The 16957-nt window shown below is 34.1% G+C and carries 17 protein-coding genes; 9 read left to right on the plus strand and 8 right to left on the minus strand.

Annotation, left to right across the window (positions count from 1 at the left end):
• Nucleotides 1-45: 45 nt before the first annotated feature.
• Entirely contained in the window at nucleotides 46-1590 is a 1545-nt protein-coding gene (locus tag Q4566_RS10465; protein ID WP_303420891.1) for a glycine--tRNA ligase, read from the plus strand.
• An 89-nt stretch (nucleotides 1591-1679) separates the two neighbouring features.
• Here the strand turns inward: Q4566_RS10465 and Q4566_RS10470 are convergent, their stop codons facing one another.
• Together Q4566_RS10470 and Q4566_RS10475 are read right to left on the minus strand one after the other, a co-directional pair.
• Complete coding sequence (locus Q4566_RS10470) at nucleotides 1680-2150, minus strand: Lrp/AsnC family transcriptional regulator (RefSeq protein ID WP_303420892.1); 471 nt, start codon at nucleotides 2148-2150, stop codon at nucleotides 1680-1682.
• Nucleotides 2151-2361: 211 nt separating this feature from the next.
• Complete coding sequence (locus tag Q4566_RS10475) at nucleotides 2362-3699, minus strand: saccharopine dehydrogenase family protein (protein ID WP_303420894.1); 1338 nt, start codon at nucleotides 3697-3699, stop codon at nucleotides 2362-2364.
• 109 nt (nucleotides 3700-3808) lie between these two features.
• Between Q4566_RS10475 and Q4566_RS10480 the strand changes: the two genes are divergently transcribed.
• Nucleotides 3809-4207, plus strand: coding sequence for a DUF423 domain-containing protein (locus tag Q4566_RS10480; RefSeq protein WP_303420896.1), 399 nt, complete (start codon nucleotides 3809-3811; stop codon nucleotides 4205-4207).
• Nucleotides 4208-4266: 59 nt separating this feature from the next.
• The gene (pckA, locus tag Q4566_RS10485; RefSeq protein WP_303420898.1) at nucleotides 4267-5883 is read left to right on the plus strand and encodes a phosphoenolpyruvate carboxykinase (ATP); all 1617 of its coding nucleotides are present in this window, start codon (nucleotides 4267-4269) and stop codon (nucleotides 5881-5883) included.
• A gap of 67 nt (nucleotides 5884-5950) precedes the next feature.
• Here the strand turns inward: pckA and Q4566_RS10490 are convergent, their stop codons facing one another.
• Nucleotides 5951-6700 carry a uroporphyrinogen-III synthase gene (locus tag Q4566_RS10490; RefSeq protein WP_303420900.1) on the minus strand — a complete coding sequence of 250 codons (750 nt, stop codon included), beginning with the start codon at nucleotides 6698-6700 and terminating at the stop codon, nucleotides 5951-5953.
• Nucleotides 6701-6722: 22 nt separating this feature from the next.
• Nucleotides 6723-7370: a DUF4271 domain-containing protein gene (locus Q4566_RS10495; protein WP_303420902.1), complete on the minus strand. Its 648-nt coding sequence runs from the start codon at nucleotides 7368-7370 to the stop codon at nucleotides 6723-6725.
• Nucleotides 7371-7488: 118 nt separating this feature from the next.
• Between Q4566_RS10495 and Q4566_RS10500 the strand changes: the two genes are divergently transcribed.
• The 3 genes from Q4566_RS10500 to Q4566_RS10510 are packed head-to-tail and all read left to right on the plus strand — an operon-like array spanning nucleotide 7489 to nucleotide 10016.
• Complete coding sequence (locus tag Q4566_RS10500) at nucleotides 7489-8211, plus strand: polyprenol monophosphomannose synthase (RefSeq protein ID WP_303420904.1); 723 nt, start codon at nucleotides 7489-7491, stop codon at nucleotides 8209-8211.
• Between the two features lie 6 nt (nucleotides 8212-8217).
• Nucleotides 8218-9564 carry a dihydroorotase gene (locus Q4566_RS10505; protein ID WP_303420906.1) on the plus strand — a complete coding sequence of 449 codons (1347 nt, stop codon included), beginning with the start codon at nucleotides 8218-8220 and terminating at the stop codon, nucleotides 9562-9564.
• The gene (locus Q4566_RS10510) at nucleotides 9561-10016 is read left to right on the plus strand and encodes a DUF4296 domain-containing protein (protein ID WP_303420908.1); all 456 of its coding nucleotides are present in this window, start codon (nucleotides 9561-9563) and stop codon (nucleotides 10014-10016) included. The genes Q4566_RS10505 and Q4566_RS10510 overlap by 4 nt, the downstream gene beginning before the upstream one ends.
• A gap of 3 nt (nucleotides 10017-10019) precedes the next feature.
• Here Q4566_RS10510 and Q4566_RS10515 read toward each other — a convergent pair whose 3' ends face one another.
• Nucleotides 10020-11021 carry an NAD-dependent epimerase/dehydratase family protein gene (locus tag Q4566_RS10515; RefSeq protein ID WP_303420910.1) on the minus strand — a complete coding sequence of 334 codons (1002 nt, stop codon included), beginning with the start codon at nucleotides 11019-11021 and terminating at the stop codon, nucleotides 10020-10022.
• A gap of 86 nt (nucleotides 11022-11107) precedes the next feature.
• Between Q4566_RS10515 and tyrS the strand changes: the two genes are divergently transcribed.
• Nucleotides 11108-12406: a tyrosine--tRNA ligase gene (gene tyrS / locus Q4566_RS10520; protein ID WP_303420912.1), complete on the plus strand. Its 1299-nt coding sequence runs from the start codon at nucleotides 11108-11110 to the stop codon at nucleotides 12404-12406.
• 150 nt (nucleotides 12407-12556) lie between these two features.
• Here the strand turns inward: tyrS and Q4566_RS10525 are convergent, their stop codons facing one another.
• Both Q4566_RS10525 and Q4566_RS10530 read right to left on the minus strand, forming a co-directional pair.
• Nucleotides 12557-13534 (minus strand): acyl transferase, encoded by a 978-nt coding sequence (locus tag Q4566_RS10525; RefSeq protein WP_303420914.1) that lies wholly within the window; start codon nucleotides 13532-13534, stop codon nucleotides 12557-12559.
• A gap of 91 nt (nucleotides 13535-13625) precedes the next feature.
• Complete coding sequence (locus tag Q4566_RS10530) at nucleotides 13626-13967, minus strand: T9SS type A sorting domain-containing protein (protein ID WP_303420916.1); 342 nt, start codon at nucleotides 13965-13967, stop codon at nucleotides 13626-13628.
• 192 nt (nucleotides 13968-14159) lie between these two features.
• Between Q4566_RS10530 and Q4566_RS10535 the strand changes: the two genes are divergently transcribed.
• Together Q4566_RS10535 and Q4566_RS10540 are read left to right on the plus strand one after the other, a co-directional pair.
• Nucleotides 14160-14840, plus strand: coding sequence for a response regulator transcription factor (locus Q4566_RS10535; protein WP_303420918.1), 681 nt, complete (start codon nucleotides 14160-14162; stop codon nucleotides 14838-14840).
• Nucleotides 14840-15883: a cell wall metabolism sensor histidine kinase WalK gene (locus tag Q4566_RS10540; RefSeq protein WP_303420920.1), complete on the plus strand. Its 1044-nt coding sequence runs from the start codon at nucleotides 14840-14842 to the stop codon at nucleotides 15881-15883. Before Q4566_RS10535 ends, Q4566_RS10540 begins: the two co-directional genes overlap by 1 nt.
• Here the strand turns inward: Q4566_RS10540 and Q4566_RS10545 are convergent.
• The gene (locus Q4566_RS10545) at nucleotides 15866-16912 is read right to left on the minus strand and encodes a glycosyltransferase (protein ID WP_303420922.1); all 1047 of its coding nucleotides are present in this window, start codon (nucleotides 16910-16912) and stop codon (nucleotides 15866-15868) included. The two genes, Q4566_RS10540 and Q4566_RS10545, sit on opposite strands and share 18 nt — an antisense overlap.
• Between the last annotated feature and the right edge of the window lie 45 nt (nucleotides 16913-16957).

A 16957-nucleotide genomic window follows, 5' to 3' on the forward strand; every position in this document is an offset into this window, starting at 1 on the left:
TAATAAACACGCTATTAGTTTAATGCGGTTTTTTATTTTTGCAGCATGGCAAATCAAGATGATCAATTTAAAAAAGTAATCTCTCACGCGAAGGAGTATGGTTACGTGTTTCAGAGTAGTGAAATCTACGACGGATTAAGTGCAGTTTACGACTATGCTCAAAATGGAGTTGAGCTAAAGAAAAATATACGCGACTACTGGTGGAAAGCCATGGTGCAAATGAATGATAATATTGTAGGACTAGATTCTGCAATTTTTATGCATCCAACAACTTGGAAAGCTTCTGGCCACGTCGATGCTTTTAACGACCCTTTAATTGATAATAAAGATTCGAAAAAGCGTTATAGAGCCGATGTTTTAATTGAAGACTATTGCGCTAAAATTGAAACAAAAATAGAAAAGGAAGTTGCTAAAGCTGCAAAACGTTTTGGTGAGGCTTTTAATAAAGAAGAGTTTATTTCTACTAACGGCCGTGTGGTTGGTTATCAAGAAAAAATCAATACGATTCTTTCTCGTATGGCAAAATCACTTGAAAATGAAGATTTGGCCGATGTGAAAGCTTTGATAGAAGAATTAGAAATCGCTTGTCCGTTAACCGGAAGCAAGAATTGGACCGATGTTAAGCAATTCAATTTAATGTTTGGGACAAAACTTGGCGCTTCCGCGGAAAGTGCGATGGATTTATATTTGCGTCCGGAAACAGCTCAAGGTATTTTCGTGAACTTTTTAAATGTTCAGAAATCGGGACGTATGAAAATTCCTTTCGGAATTGCGCAAACAGGAAAAGCTTTTCGAAATGAAATTGTTGCAAGACAGTTTATTTTTAGAATGCGTGAGTTTGAACAAATGGAAATGCAATTTTTCATTAAACCAGGAACTCAAAAAGAATGGTACGAGCATTGGAAAGAAACCAGATTGAAGTGGCACTTGTCGCTTGGTATGGGAGCAGATAATTACCGTTTCCACGATCACGAAAAATTAGCACACTATGCTGATGCAGCTGCCGATATTGAATTCAAGTTTCCATTCGGATTTAAAGAATTGGAAGGGATTCACTCAAGAACTGATTTCGATTTATCGCAACACGAAAAATTCTCAGGAAAGAAATTACAATATTTCGATCATGAAGAAAATAAAAGCTATGTACCTTACGTGTTAGAAACTTCTATTGGTTTAGATCGTATGTTTTTAGCTGTTTTCTCTAATGCCCTTCAAGAAGAAGAATTAGAAAATGGCACCACAAGAACCGTTTTAAAATTACCAAGTGTATTAGCGCCTGTAAAAGCAGCCATTTTACCTTTGGTGAAAAAGGATGGATTACCAGAAGTTGCTAAAGAAATTTTAGAAGATTTAAAATGGGATTTCAACGTAATTTACGATGAAAAGGATGCTGTAGGTAGACGTTACAGAAGGCAAGATGCCAATGGAACACCATTCTGTATCACTGTAGATCATGATACTTTAGAAGATCAATCGGTAACCATTCGTCATAGAGATTCTATGGAGCAGGAACGTGTTAAGATTTCAGACTTAAAAAATATAATTAAGAATGAAGTAGAAGTGCGTAACTGGTTAAAGAAAATGAAATAGTTCCAGTATAAATATTTACTAGAAATTAGATATAAAAAAAGAGGCGTTTAAAGCCTCTTTTTTTATATCCTTTTTAAAGAAAACAGGTGTTATACCAGTATTTGTCTGTCTATTTGTTGATCTAGAGATATGAGCGATTCAGTTCTTAGTACGCCTTCAATAGATTGAATGTTTTTGTTAAGCAAATGCATAAGATGCGCGTTATCTACAGATAATAATTTTATAAATAAATTATAGTTTCCTGTGGTAAAGTGACACTCTAAAACTTCTGGGTAACGCTTTAATGCTTTAATTACTTCGTCTGTATTTGCTGCTTTATCTAAATATATACCAACAAAAGCCATAGTTGAATAGCCTAATACTTTTGGGTTAATTATAAATTTAGAACCAGATAAAAGGTTAGATTTTTCAAGTTTTTTTAGTCGTTGATGAATAGCAGCTCCTGATATTCCAACGTTTCTAGCAATTTCAAGAATTGGGGTTCTTGCGTCTTCGGTTAAAACGCGTAGAATTTTTTTATCTATGCCGTCTATGCTTATAGTTTTTTGGTTTTTGTTCATTTGGTTATAAATTAAAGCATAAAAGTAAACATTTGATTTTAAATTGAAACTTTTTTTTAGGCCAAACAATAAGAGTGCAATGATTTATTTTATGTAAGTGGTTGATTTACAGGACTTGTTGTCCCTGTTTTTAAAAGTGTTAAAAACTGAAATTATAAAGTAGATATGCGCTGAATGCGAAATGGTTAGGTTTTTAACAAGGTTATTCTTGTTAAATTCTGTTTTTTTCATTAAAAATGATACCATAAGTTTCCAGTTCAGTTAAAATAGGTAGGTATATTTCTTTAGTTATTGGAATGTGTACTCCTGGTTGTGTTATTTTTTTATTTAAAATAGAAATTGTAGCGATAGCAACAGGGAGTCCTACCGTTTTTGCCATAGCAGTATACGTGCTATCGGTACCAATAGTTACCATTGTAGATGTTGTTTCGTGTTTTTTACCTGATAGTTTGTAGCCGAATTTGTGATACATCACCACCATGTCTTTATCTTGTTCTGAAAGTGACCAAGAATCCATGAGGATATTTTGAAGTATTTGTGCTGGTGTTGCTTTTTCTAGTTTTGTGTATTTGTTATTGTTGAATAAGTCTAATGCTTCAAGTTTTTTCCAAATAAGATCTGTATATTCAATTTTAAGAAGCTTTTGTAGTTTGGATTCCACGGAATCGCTAGGGTGGTAGGGTAGAAATGCATTTAGAAAATTACGATGACTCAAGTGTTCACTATCGTCCATGGTAAAACTATCGTCTGTCATTCCAAGGGAAACAAAAACGTCCCAGGCTTGACAAAACCCTGCGCGTCGCATAGTACCTCGGTAGAGGGTTTTAGCGTTTTCTAGCTTATAAGCCGCTTGGTATTTTAGAGAATCTCGATTGGCATAGACTTCAAAACGGCCATGGTTTTCGATGTTTAATGTTTCAGCACGTTTGAATAGTTGATTGTATGGTAGGTATTTGTAGCTGCCTTCTTTTAAATATTTAGCAGTTCCACCTTGTCCAGCAAGTACAACATTTCTAGGGTTCCATGTAAACTTGTAATGCCATAGATTGTTATCACTTTCTGGAGCGATTAATCCGCCGGTAGAAGATTCGAAAGAGAGTATTTCGCCTCCCTTTTCTCGAATGTCATCTAGAACTTTCATCGCACTCATGTGGTCTAATCCAGGGTCTACTCCAATTTCATTCATAAAAATCAAGCCTTTCGCTTTAACTTCTTCATTTAAAGCTTGCATTTCTGGACTCACATAAGAAGCGGTTACCAAGTTTTTGTTTAACTTCAAGCAGTCTTTGGCAATATTGATATGTAAATGTGCAGGAAGCATGGAGATCACAATATCTGAAGCTTTAATAATTTCATATCGGGAAGCATCATTAAAAATATCGAGTTGAATGGTGTTTCCATTAAGATGATTATTAATTAAACGTTCTGCATTTTCAATATGAATATCTGCTATAGTTATCAAGAGCGATTCAGTAGCAGCGTGGTCTAATAAATACTTTATTAGGTAGGAAGTGGATTTTCCTGAACCTATTACTAAAATCTGTCTCATATTAATTAATGTTTAGGTAATTTTGTTAGACACGCGCTGTTTTATTTAGTTCTTGTGTTTCACTAATTTATAAATATTAATAGTAATAGTAAGTAATTATTTAGGGTATATGGATAAGAAAATATTAATCGCAGGTGCTGTTTTAGGGATGTTAAGTATCATTTTAGGAGCTTTTGGAGCACACGGATTAAAAGCATTAATTTCCGCGGAAGCGGTACTAACATTTGAAACTGGTGTGCGCTATCAAATGTATCACGCCTTTTTTCTGCTCATTGTGGGAAGTACTTCATTTGTGAGTTTAAAGACGAAAAAAGTCATGTATTATTTGGTTTTAGTTGGAGTTGTTTTTTTCTCAGGGTCTATATACGGATTGGCAACCAATACTTTGTCTGGTTTTGATTTTAAAAGCATTGGTTTTGTGACTCCTATTGGAGGGTTATTGTTGATATTGGCTTGGGGAGCTATGTTTGCTGATTTAGTAAAAAATAGATCTAAAAACCGGTCATAATTAAACTTAATTTAAAATAATTGTGTTAATTTTATGGAATAATTAATTTTTAGTAAGATATGGGAAATCAAAATCAGGTTAAAAAAACAATTTCTTTAGATCAATATGGTATTAAAAATGCCAAAATTCACTATCAATTAACTCCTGAAGCTTTACAAGCCATTGCCATTGAAAAAGGGCAGGGGGTAGAAGCCAGTTCTGGTGCCTTAGCTGTGAATACTGGGGAGTTTACTGGACGTTCACCAAAGGATCGTTTTATTGTTAAAGATGACATTACCAAAGATCGTATTTGGTGGGGTAAAGTAAATATTGCTTTCGAGCCTGAGAAGTTTGATAAGCTTTATAATAAAGTAACAGCGTATTTATCGGAAAAAGCTGTTTATGTGCGCGATAGTTACGCTTGTGCGGATGAACATTATAAGCTAAATATTCGTGTGATTAATGAGTATCCTTGGAGTAATCAGTTTGCTTATAACATGTTTTTACGCCCTACTGAAGAAGAATTAAATCATTTTAATCCTGAGTGGACCATAGTAAATGCCCCAGGTTTTATGGCAGATCCTGATGTAGATGGTACGAGGCAACATAACTTTGCTATTTTAGATTTTACAAAAAAAATTGCTTTAATAGGAGGTACGGGTTACACAGGAGAAATTAAGAAAGGTATTTTTTCTGCATTAAACTTTATTTTGCCTGTATTTAAGGAAACCATGCCTATGCACTGTAGCGCTAATGTAGGTGAAAATGGAGATACCGCAGTGTTTTTTGGCCTATCTGGAACGGGAAAAACCACACTTTCTACCGATCCGGATAGAAGTCTAATTGGAGATGATGAACATGGGTGGACTAAGGAAAATAAGATTTTTAATTTTGAAGGTGGTTGTTATGCCAAGGTGATCAACCTGTCTAAAGATCAGGAACCTGAAATTTTTGATGCTATAAAGAAAGGAGCCATTCTTGAAAACGTGGTTTTAGACGATAATGGTGTGGTGGATTTCACAGATACCTCCATCACTCAAAATACGCGCGTAAGTTACCCGATCGATCATATTGAAAATATTCAAGTGCCGTCTATAGGTAGGAATCCGAAAAATATCTTCTTTCTTACTGCTGATGCTTTTGGGGTATTACCTCCAATTTCAAAATTAACACCAAGTCAAGCGGCTTATCATTTTATTTCGGGTTACACCGCAAAAGTAGCGGGAACAGAAGCTGGAGTTGTTGAGCCTGTGCCGTCATTTTCGGCCTGCTTCGGTGCGCCTTTCATGCCATTGCACCCTGCTAAATATGCCGAAATGTTAAGTCAGAAAATGACCGATGCTGGTGTAAATGTGTGGCTGGTAAACACGGGGTGGACGGGAGGTCCTTATGGTGTTGGAACGCGCATGAAGTTAAAATATACACGCGCTATGATTAATGCTGTTCTTAATGGAGATTTAGGTTTGTATAACTATGTCGATTACCATATTCATTCTGTTTTTGGTGTCGCTCAGCCAAGAAGTTGTCCAGGTGTGCCTACCGAAGTTTTAAGTCCGAGATCAACTTGGAACGACGATGAAGCTTATTATACAACAGCTTTTAAGCTAACGAATGCGTTTCGTGAAAACTTTAAAAAATTTGAAGCACATTGTTCAGAAGAAATTAGACGTGGCGGACCACAACGTTATGCTTTTTAAATAAAGCAAAAAGGGCTGATTTTTTAAAATCAGCCCTTTTTTATATAATAATTAAACGTTTGTTTAATTATTTTCCTTTGTTTGCTTTTTCAATATATTTCTCTAAAGCCATAGTCATTGAAGGTGTTTCAGGTGTTGGTGCAGAAATATCTACACGTAAACCTTTTTCTTCAACAGCTTTAATAGTGGTATTTCCAAAAACAGCAATGCGCGTGTCATTTTGTTTAAAATCTGGAAAGTTTTGAAATAACGATTCGATTCCAGAAGGACTAAAAAATACAAGTACATCGTAAGAAACATTAGCTAAGTCAGATAAATCACTTACTACAGTTTTGTAAAAAGTAGCCTGTTTCCAGTCAACACCTAAAGCATCTAAAGTATCTGGAACTTCAGGTTTAACTTTGTCTGTGTTTGGTAATAAAAATTTTTCGTCCTTATATTTCTTGATAAGCGGTGAAAGTTCCGAAAAAGTACGTTTTCCAACATAAATTTTACGTTTTCTATAAACCACATATTTTTGTAAATAATAGGCAACAGCTTCAGATTGGCAAAAATACTTTAAAGTATCTGGCACTTTAAAACGCATTTCATCTGCAATTCTAAAAAAATGATCTACCGCATTTCTACTCGTAAGTATAATAGCGGTATAGTTTTTTAAATCAATTTTTTGTTGTCTAATCTCCTTAGCAGAAACACCTTCAACATGAATAAAAGGTCTAAAATCGATTTTTACACGCTGCTTTTGTTGTAAATCAAAGTAGGGAGAATTCTCTATTTTAGGTTCTGGTTGAGATACTAAAATTGTTTTTACTTTCATAAGGGATTCCGGTCGATTGTATTTATTGAGAAACAAACACCTTATACAATATAATATAGGGTGCGATTTCGAGAGTGCAAAGATACAAAATAAAATAGAACAAGTTTGATTTAATTAAACTTTGATGCGTTTTAAATGAACTGATTAAGCCAATAGTGTTTATAATTAACAATAAAATAATGATACCGTAAATTATAGGCAATGTAGGCCGAAAAGAAAATAAAAGAATAGCATTTATTGGTAATAATAAAACACCTAAATAGTTTTTAAAGGTAATTTTCTGAAAAAGATAATGGTCTGTGATTTTGTCAATTTCGAAAATACTACCTATTAGTCGTTCAAAAAGGACTTTTATAAGGATAAAAACAGCTATGGATATGAGTAATTTCAGCATGTCATTAACAGGAATGCTGTTCACCGAAGTGATATGCCTATAAATAATTAGGCTAAATAAGGACAGTGATACGGTTAGGTTACCAAATAGAAGGGCGTCGAATTGATCGAAAAACTTTTGATCACGGGCATAAATCTTGAGATAGCGGTCGTTAGTAATAACCAGCATAAAATCATGAAACCGTTTTGGTGCCAGTAATTTAGCGGTAGCTACAATGGCTAAACCAGCAATTATTAATATTGTAAATATTTCGTTTGAAACTATGTTGCGAAGCATGCCATAAAATTATTATAAAATTTAGTTTTATAGGGTATTATTAAGGATTATTTAAAAAAAATAAAGCCTTAATAATGTACATTTGTCAAAATTAAAATGCTTGCAGTAAATTTGAAATATGCCCGATACTGTTATTATTATTCCTACTTATAACGAGATTGAAAATATAGAAGCTATTATAAGAGCTGTGTTTTCACAATCTGATAATTTGCATATATTAATTGTAGACGATAATTCGCCAGATTTAACAGGTCTAAAGGTTAAAGCACTACAAGATGAATTTCAAGGCAAGTTGTTTTTAGAAACCCGTCAAGAGAAATCTGGATTGGGAACCGCCTATATTCACGGATTTAAATGGTGTTTAGAAAGAAGCTACCAATATATTTTTGAAATGGATGCCGATTTTTCACATGATCCTAAGGATATTATAAGGTTATATAATGCGTGTCATTTAGAGGGAGCTGGCTTGTCTATAGGGTCAAGATATGTTACTGGAGTTAATGTGGTGAACTGGCCAATGGGGCGTGTTTTAATGTCTTATTTGGCATCAAAATATGTGCGTTTAATAACTGGTATGAATATACAAGACACAACGGCGGGTTATGTGTGTTATAAACGCGGGGTGTTGGAAGCAATAGATTTAAACACCATTAAATTTATTGGTTACGCTTTTCAAATTGAAATGAAGTTTAAAACGTATCTAAAAGGGTTTAAAATCACAGAAGTTCCTGTTATTTTTACCGATCGTACGCGTGGTGAATCAAAATTAAGTTCAAGCATTATTTCTGAAGCTATTTTTGGAGTTATTTCCATGAAGATAAAAAGTCTATTTAAAAAGTAGAAACCTATGAAAGAGAAAACTACACTTATTAAAAACGCTAAAATTATTAATGAAGGCAAAGTTTTTAGCGGTGATATATTAATTGAAGGTGAGTACATCAAACAAATTGATACGTCGATTAGCGCTAAATCTGCCGATGTGAATATTGTTGATGCCGAAGGAAAATATATTTTGCCTGGTGTGATAGATGATCAAGTGCATTTTAGAGAGCCAGGTTTAACTGAAAAGGCTACTATAGAAACCGAATCTAGAGCTGCTATTGCTGGTGGAATCACGTCTTTCATTGAAATGCCAAATACCAACCCACAAACAACAACCATTGAAAAATTAGAAGAGAAGTTTGCCATTGCTGCAGAAACATCTTCAGCAAATTACTCGTTTATGTTTGGTGGAACTAACGATAATTTGGATGAAGTTTTAAAGGTTGATAAAACTAATGTTGCTGGATTAAAATTGTTTTTAGGATCTTCAACTGGAAATATGCTTGTTGATAACCCTGAGGTTTTAGAGAAAATTTTCAGCAGTACCGATTTACTTATTTCTGTACACTGTGAAGACGAAGCTACAATTAAAGCTAACTTTCAGAAGTATCATGATGAATATGGTGATGATATTCCAGTAAAATATCATCCGCTTATTAGAAGTGAAGAAGCTTGCTATTTGTCGTCTTCAAAAGCGATTGAATTGGCGAAAAAAACAGGAGCTCGTTTGCATATTTTCCACCTTTCAACAGGAAAAGAAACAAGCTTGTTTTCAAACAAAATCCCTCTAAAAGATAAAAAGATCACTGCTGAAGTTTGTATTCACCACTTATGGTTTACAGATGAAGATTACGAGAAAAAAGGGACTTTAATAAAATGGAATCCTGCGGTAAAAACACAATCTGACAGGGAGCAGCTTTGGAAAGCTTTGTTAGACGGAAGAATTGATGTGATTGCTACAGATCATGCGCCACATACTAAAGCTGAAAAAGATAACGTTTATACCAATGCACCTTCTGGTGGTCCGTTAGTACAACATGCTTTGCCAGCGATGTTAGAAATGCACCACCGTGGGCAAATTTCTTTAGAAAAAGTGGTTGAAAAAATGTGTCATAACCCAGCTATTTTATTTCAAGTTGAAAAACGTGGATTTATTAAAGAGGGTTATTTTGCCGATTTAGTATTGGTAGATTTAAATAATCCATGGACTGTTAATAAAGATAATATTTTATATAAATGTGGTTGGTCTCCTTTTGAGGGTACTACTTTTAGGTCTAGAATTACGCATACCTTTTTAAATGGTAGTTTAGTATATCAAAACGCCGAATTTAAAAATGTTAAAGCAGCTAAGCGATTAACTTTTACAAGATGATTTTAAAACGCATATTATTATTTTTAGGAATTTTGCTGTCAGTTTTGGCATGCAATAGATTTAACGGTCCTGATAAGCCAAAAAATTTAATTCCTGAAGATAAAATGATTGATATTTTGATTGACTCCAAGTTATTGACTTCAGCGAATTCATCGAATAAAAAAGTGATGCGAGATAGTAATTTAAATATCAATACTTATGTTTATAAAAAATATAATATTGATAGTTTGCAATTTGCTGAAAGCAATGCCTATTATGCTTTTCATGTCGAAGTTTATGATTCTATTTATTCAAAAGCTATTGATAGCTTGGAAAGGTTAGTTGTAAAATTAAAAGATATCGAAGCAGCCGAATGGAAGGCGCAAACGAAAAAAGAAGAGGAGGAGTTTCTTAAGTCTCAAGCTAAAGAAAAGGATAGTATTGTAAGTCCGCCAAAACCAATAAAGAATTAGAATTTATTTTAAATAAATAGTGCCTATTTCAACAATGGATTGATCAACCGCTTTAAATTTATAATTTAAAGCGGTTTTTATTTTATCATTCCTGTAATCGGTGATAGAATCTAAAGATTTACTCAGGTTTTTGGTAAGTTGGCGTTCTTTTCCTGTCAGTTTATTTTTTATCCAATCTAAACGCCATGCGATGCTGAGAAGGGATTTTGTTGCTAATATTTTAGGTGGTTCTGAGTTTACCGCTTTGGCAAGGCTTCTAAGAAATGTTTCATATTTTAAGTTTTCTGAAACTAAAATAAAGCGTTCGTTTTTAATAGAACTATTGACGAGTTCAACCATAATAGATACAACGTCTTGCACATCAACAAGTGCAACTGTACCAGCTGGATAAAATTTAAAACCTTTTTTTGCTTTTTGAAATAACTTTCCGGAACCTGAATCCCAAAAGCCAGCGCCCAAAATAACACCAGGGTTTACAATGACTGCATCTAAACCTTCCTGCGTGCCGCGCCAAACTTCCATTTCGGCACCATACTTTGTAATAGCATAATCGTTATTGTCGTCTTCAGGGTTCCAAATGGTTTCTTCAGTTATAGGAGCGTGGTTTAAAGTGCTTCCTAAGGTAGCAACAGAACTTACGTAACAGAATTTTTCAATCGTATTACTAAGTGATAAATTCACCAAGTTAGCGGTGCCTTCAATGTTAACTTGTCGTAAAAGTTGATGTTTATTGGGGTCGAAAGATACTAAAGCAGCACAATGGTACACCTGTGTTATGTCTTTAAAAACTTCAGTCATAGTAGGTATGTCTAAAATATCAGCTTGAATCCATTCAATACTATGGAAAAGGGCTTCATAATGTTCAGAATATAAAGAAAAAACATTTTTGGTATGCGCTTGTTTTTCTTCAGTTCTGTATATTGCTCTTACTTTATTTTTTTCAGAAACAAGTCTGTAAAGTAAATGTGCGCCAACTAATCCGGTTCCTCCTGTTACTAAAATCATGCAACTAAAGTAAAGAATTATTCATAATCGCCCCCTTATTATGCTTGTATTTTTATCTTTGCCTAGGTTTTTAAAATTGATCTAAAATGATAAAGAATTTTGTTGAAGAATTAACATGGAGAGGCATGATCCAAGATAGTATGCCTGGAACAGAAGAACATTTATTAGAAGCGATGCGTATGGCTTATGTGGGGATTGATCCTACGGCAGATTCTTTACACATTGGACATCTTGTAGGTGTTATGGGGTTGAGACACTTTCAATTATCAGGTCATAAACCAGTGGCTTTAGTAGGTGGTGCTACAGGAATGATTGGCGATCCGTCAGGAAAATCAGCTGAGCGTAATTTGCTTAATGAAGAAACCCTTTTACATAATCAAAATGCCATTAAAGAGCAATTATCTCGATTCTTAGATTTTGATAGCGATGCTGAAAATGCTGCCATCATCGTGAATAATTACGATTGGATGAAAGAGTTTTCATTTCTAGAATTTATTAGAGATGTAGGTAAACACATTACGGTAAATTATATGATGGCGAAAGATTCTGTTAAGAAACGTTTGTCTTCAGAATCTTCTGTAGGCATGAGTTTTACAGAATTCACTTATCAATTGGTTCAAGGTTACGATTTTCTACACTTATACCGCGATAAGCAATGTACGCTTCAAATGGGTGGTAGTGACCAATGGGGTAACATTACTACAGGTACCGAATTAATTCGTCGTGTAGATTCTGGTAAAGGCTATGCTTTAACATGGCCGTTAATTACTAAAGCTGATGGTACTAAATTTGGTAAAACCGAAGGCGGAAACATTTGGTTAGATACCGAAAGAACTTCACCATATAAATTTTACCAATATTGGTTAAATACCAGTGATGTTGATGCTGAAAAGTACATCAAGATTTTTACCTTTTTAACAAGAGAAGACATTGAATCTTTGATTGAAGAACATAAAGAAGCGCCGCATTTACGTGCTTTGCAGAAACGTTTAGCTGAAGAAATTACCACGATGGTACATTCTAAGGAAGAATTAGATAATGCAATTAAAGCTAGTAATATTTTATTCGGAAAATCTACTGGTGAGGATTTAAAAGCACTTAACGAAAAAACTTTTTTAGATGTATTTGATGGTGTGCCACTTACTCAAGTTGCAAAATCTGAAGTTGAAAACGGATTAGATATTATCGCCGCTTTAGCTGAACAAGGTGGGTTTTTAAAATCTAACGGTGAAGCTAGACGTGCTTTAAAAGAAAATTCAATTTCAGTGAATAAAGAAAAAGTAAAAGAGGATTATAAAATCGCTTCATCAGATTTGATTAATGGTAAGTTTGTGCTTTTACAACGCGGAAAGAAGAACTATTTCGTGTTGCAAGTGGTAGACTAAACTTCGATTCATTATAAATATTATAGAAACAAAAAGGCCTGATTTTTTTAAATCAGGCCTTTTTTACTTAACCACTAAATACAAATTTTTCTTTTTCTAGCTACAATCTTAGTCGTTAAGGTTTACATAGCTTACAGTGAATTATATTTTTTATAAAACCATTAAATTACAACCTCGAATATCGGAGTTGTCAAAACGACCAATCACTTCAAAGGAACCGTCTGAATTGACACGTCCTAAATCTTGTGTGGCAATAAATGAGCACGAATTAACATTGGCTAAATCAATGATGTTTAGTCCTCCTGCTTTTCCAGCTGTTTGAATACTTAGGGCGTCTTCAGTGTCTCGAGTTAAAACTTTCAACCATGGCGGACAATCAAACACGCCGTTTCCTTTAGAATAGGCCTGGCTTAAAAGCTCGGTCATTCCGTATTCACTGTGAATCGTGTCAACACCAAAACCTTGTTTTAAAATGGCGTGAAGTTCATGGCGAATAAGTTCCTTGCGCTTACCTTTCATGCCGCCAGTTTCCATAATAATGGTGTTTTTTAATTGAAACTGAAACGATTCAACCAAATCTAATAAAGCAAAAGAAACGCCTATTAAAATGATTTTTTTGCCTTCAGCATCTAATTTTATAAGTTGTTCTTTTAATTCCGAAAGGTTATTCAAATAAAAACCGCTTTCAGGATGCTTTGATGTTTTTATCATGGCATCAACCATGTGAATTAATGACGAACCTTGACGTTCTAAATAAGACGGTAGCAAGCCTAGAATCACGTAATCTTCAATTTTTCCGTAGAATTGTTCGAAGCCTTTGTTGAAGCTTTTATTGTAAACCTCTATGTTTGTCACATGATGTTTACTGGATTCACTACCCGTCGTGCCTGAGCTTGTAAATGTCGCTTGAATTTCGGCTTTAGAACTTAGAATGTCACGTGTTTTAAAAAACTGAATGGGTAAAAAGGGAATTTCTTTTATCGCGGTTACTTCTGCAGGATGCACATATAATAAATCGCAAAAAGACCGGTAAACACGATTGTTTTGAAACTGAAATTTAAATACTTCTAGAGCAGCCCTTTCAAACTCAGAATTATTTTTTATATCGAAAATAGCGTTTGCGTCCATTATAATTTAATAAAGAACAAAAGTATATAAAATATAAAAAGCGCTGCTATTTGCGACGCTTTTAAATGCTTTAATTTCTTATGAATATTTACTACCTAATAACGAGCTTTCGTGTTTCACTTTGGTTATTCTCAGTTATTTTTAAGATGTAAATACCTTTGTTTAATTGAGAAATATTTAATTCTCTACCAAGAAGTTTTGTTGAAAATAAACGCTTTCCAAGCACATTGTAAATTTCGATGAATTTAGGTGCGTTAATTGCTGAGGCAATATTAATATGGGTAGTTTGGTTATTTACAGGATTTGGGTAAATGGTTAAACCTTCAATACTTTCTTCCATAGATGATTTTGCTCCTATGTTTTGAGCTGCTGTAGGTAGCGCTAAAAACAAGGAAAAAGCAAAAAATAAAAAGAAAATGTAGTTTTTTTTCATTTGTTATATTTGGTATTGCAAAGGTAGTATTTTACAGCAAAAGTGATGCCATAAAATTGTTAAATATGTGTGGTTTTTGGGTGAAATTTAAATTTTTGTAACACTATTGTTATCTTAGTGTTATTAATAATGCAAATTTATTTAAATTGTGTTATTAGCTTTATCTTTACTTCGACAAATGTCGTAAATACAATGAAAAAAAAGGATATCAAGATTTTACTGGTTGATGATGAGCCAGATATTTTAGAAATAGTTGGATACAATTTATCTAGCGAGGGTTACCAGGTTATAACCGCAGAGAATGGGCAAGAAGGTGTTAAGAAGGCGAAAAAGGAACTTCCGCACTTAATTATCTTAGATGTTATGATGCCAGAAATGGACGGCATAGAAGCCTGTGAGATTATCAGAAAAAATCCTGACTTAAAAAATACCATAGTTACATTTTTAACTGCTAGGGGAGAGGATTACTCTCAAGTAGCTGGTTTTGATGCTGGGGCCGATGATTATATCACAAAACCTATCAAACCAAAAGTATTGGTAAGCAAGGTAAAAGCTTTGTTAAGACGTTTTAAAGAAGAAGACGTTGCCGATACCATGAAAATAGGTAGCTTAGTGATTAATCGCGACGAGTATAAAATTACGTCTAAAGGCGTTGAGATCATTTTACCAAGAAAGGAATTTGAACTGCTTTCATTGTTAGCTTCTAAGCCAGGAAAAGTATTTAAAAGAGATGAAATCTTAGATGCGGTTTGGGGAAATGAAGTGGTTGTTGGAGGTAGAACAATTGATGTACATATTAGAAAACTTCGCGAAAAATTAGGAGACGATAGCTTTAAAACCATTAAAGGTGTTGGCTATAAGTTTGTAGATTAATGCCATCACAGTTTAAGAAATCATATCGTTTTGCGGTAAGAACATCGCTAGCCATAACTTTGTTCACAACACTCGTTTTGGGTGTTTTTTTACATTATCTGGATGGGCTTCACTGGTATTGGTTAGTGTTGTTTAGTCTAATTGTTTTTTCGTTTTCTTTTGTGATTACACAGTTTAATGTCGAGCGGTTTATTTATAAGCGTATTAAGAAAATATACGATGAATTAACGCTCTTAGAATCGGCAAACTTATCAAAAGGACCTATTACAACAGATTTAAGAACACTTACTGAGGAAATCGATCGTTTTGCGAAGGATAAAAAGATTGAAATCGAAACCCTTAGAGTAAGGGAAGAGTACCGAAAGGAGTTTATTGGTAATGTGTCTCATGAATTAAAAACCCCTTTATTTACGGTTCAAGGCTATATTTTAACCTTGTTAGATGGCGCTTCTGAGGATAAGGAAATACATAAAAAGTATTTAGAACGTGCCAGTAAAGGTATCGAAAGGTTAGGTTTTATTATCAAGGATTTAGATATGATTACCAAATTAGAGGTTGGTGATTTAAGACTGCAGTTTGAAGTTTTTGATATTATTGAATTAGTAAGTCAAGTGTTCGATATGTTAGAAATGAAAGCGAATAAAAAGGACATTACTTTAGCTTTTGATAGGAAATATTCGAGACCAGTTCTAGTTCGTGCTGATAAAGAGCGTGTCCAACAGGTATTGGCTAATTTAATAGTGAATTCCATTAAATACGGGAGTAAAAATGGTACGACAGAAATTAGTATAGAAAACCTTATAAAAAATAAAGTGATCGTGCGCGTAACCGATAATGGTGAAGGTATTGAAAAAGTACATTTGCCGCGATTATTTGAACGTTTTTACCGCGTTGATAAAAGTGGTTCTCGAAAAGAAGGCGGTTCTGGTTTAGGTCTGTCTATCGTTAAGCATATTATTGAGGCGCATCACGAAAAAATATATGTTGAAAGTGAATCAGGAATTGGTAGCGAATTTTCTTTTACCTTAGAAAAGGCTGAATAACGCCTTATAATCTGGTTCAAAATCAAAAGCCTTTAAGCCTTCATAGGCTGCTACTTCGTTTAGTTTTTCAATAGTGAATTCATTTTGACTACAGGTTGGTACCATGCTTAATTCCCAAAGCCTTTCAGCTAGGTATTCCTGTTCAAATTGACCTGGTGTTGGAATAAAGAAAGCTTTCTTATTCAGTTTCGCTAAGTCCATAACCGTGGTATAGCCAGAGCGTGAAATGATTAAAGCACTTTCATTAATGGTCTGTTCTAGTAATGTAGAAGTCATAAAATTATATATGGTCATATGCCCTAAAACTTCTTTATTTTGGGTGGCTTCCATTTTTCCTTTTACAAAAACCACTTTTCCAGAGTAATTTTTTAGTTCAACTAAAAGTTTTTCTTCTAAAAGTGTTCGTTGTGGTTCTGGTCCAGAAATTAAAACCATTAAATCATTTTTAATGATGTCGTCATTTGGTGTGAACCTGCTTAACGGACCAATATATTCTGTAGGGATATCGAAAGATTTTACATGACCTAATTTTCCGCTTAAATTAGGTTCGCCAGGAACGTCAGGTATCCAACATTTATCAAATTTCTGAATGAATTTTTGATGCATTTTAGTGCTCAGCCAAGAAGTACTTCCACTTAAAACATAGAGTTGATGTGTTATAAAAACAGAAGGCACTTTTTTATTTCGAACACCCATTCTGTTATCTGAGATGATTCCTGAAATATCATGTTCTTCTAAGATTTTGGCAATGGCTTTCTTTTCATTTTTTATGGCTTTTAACAGTTTAGGAGAGTCCTTAATAAGCTTCAGCTTAAAGTGCTTTCCGTTTTTGGCATAAGTAACATTGTATGAAGGCAATTCAATGGATGACAAGGTAGGGAATTCCTTTTGTAACAAGGCTAAAGCATCACCATCACTAGCAATAATAGGGGTGAAGTTTTCAGCGATTAAAGCGTTTATTATCGGTATGCATCGTGTGGCATGACCTAATCCCCAGTTCAGTGGAGCAACCAAAATTTGCTTTTTCATAAGTAGATGTTACTATTTCATTTTGCTCTGCGCAAATTGCTGTAT

The organism is Tamlana sp. 2_MG-2023 (assembly GCF_030548465.1).
In the GTDB taxonomy this organism is placed as follows: Bacteria; Bacteroidota; Bacteroidia; order Flavobacteriales; family Flavobacteriaceae; genus Pseudotamlana.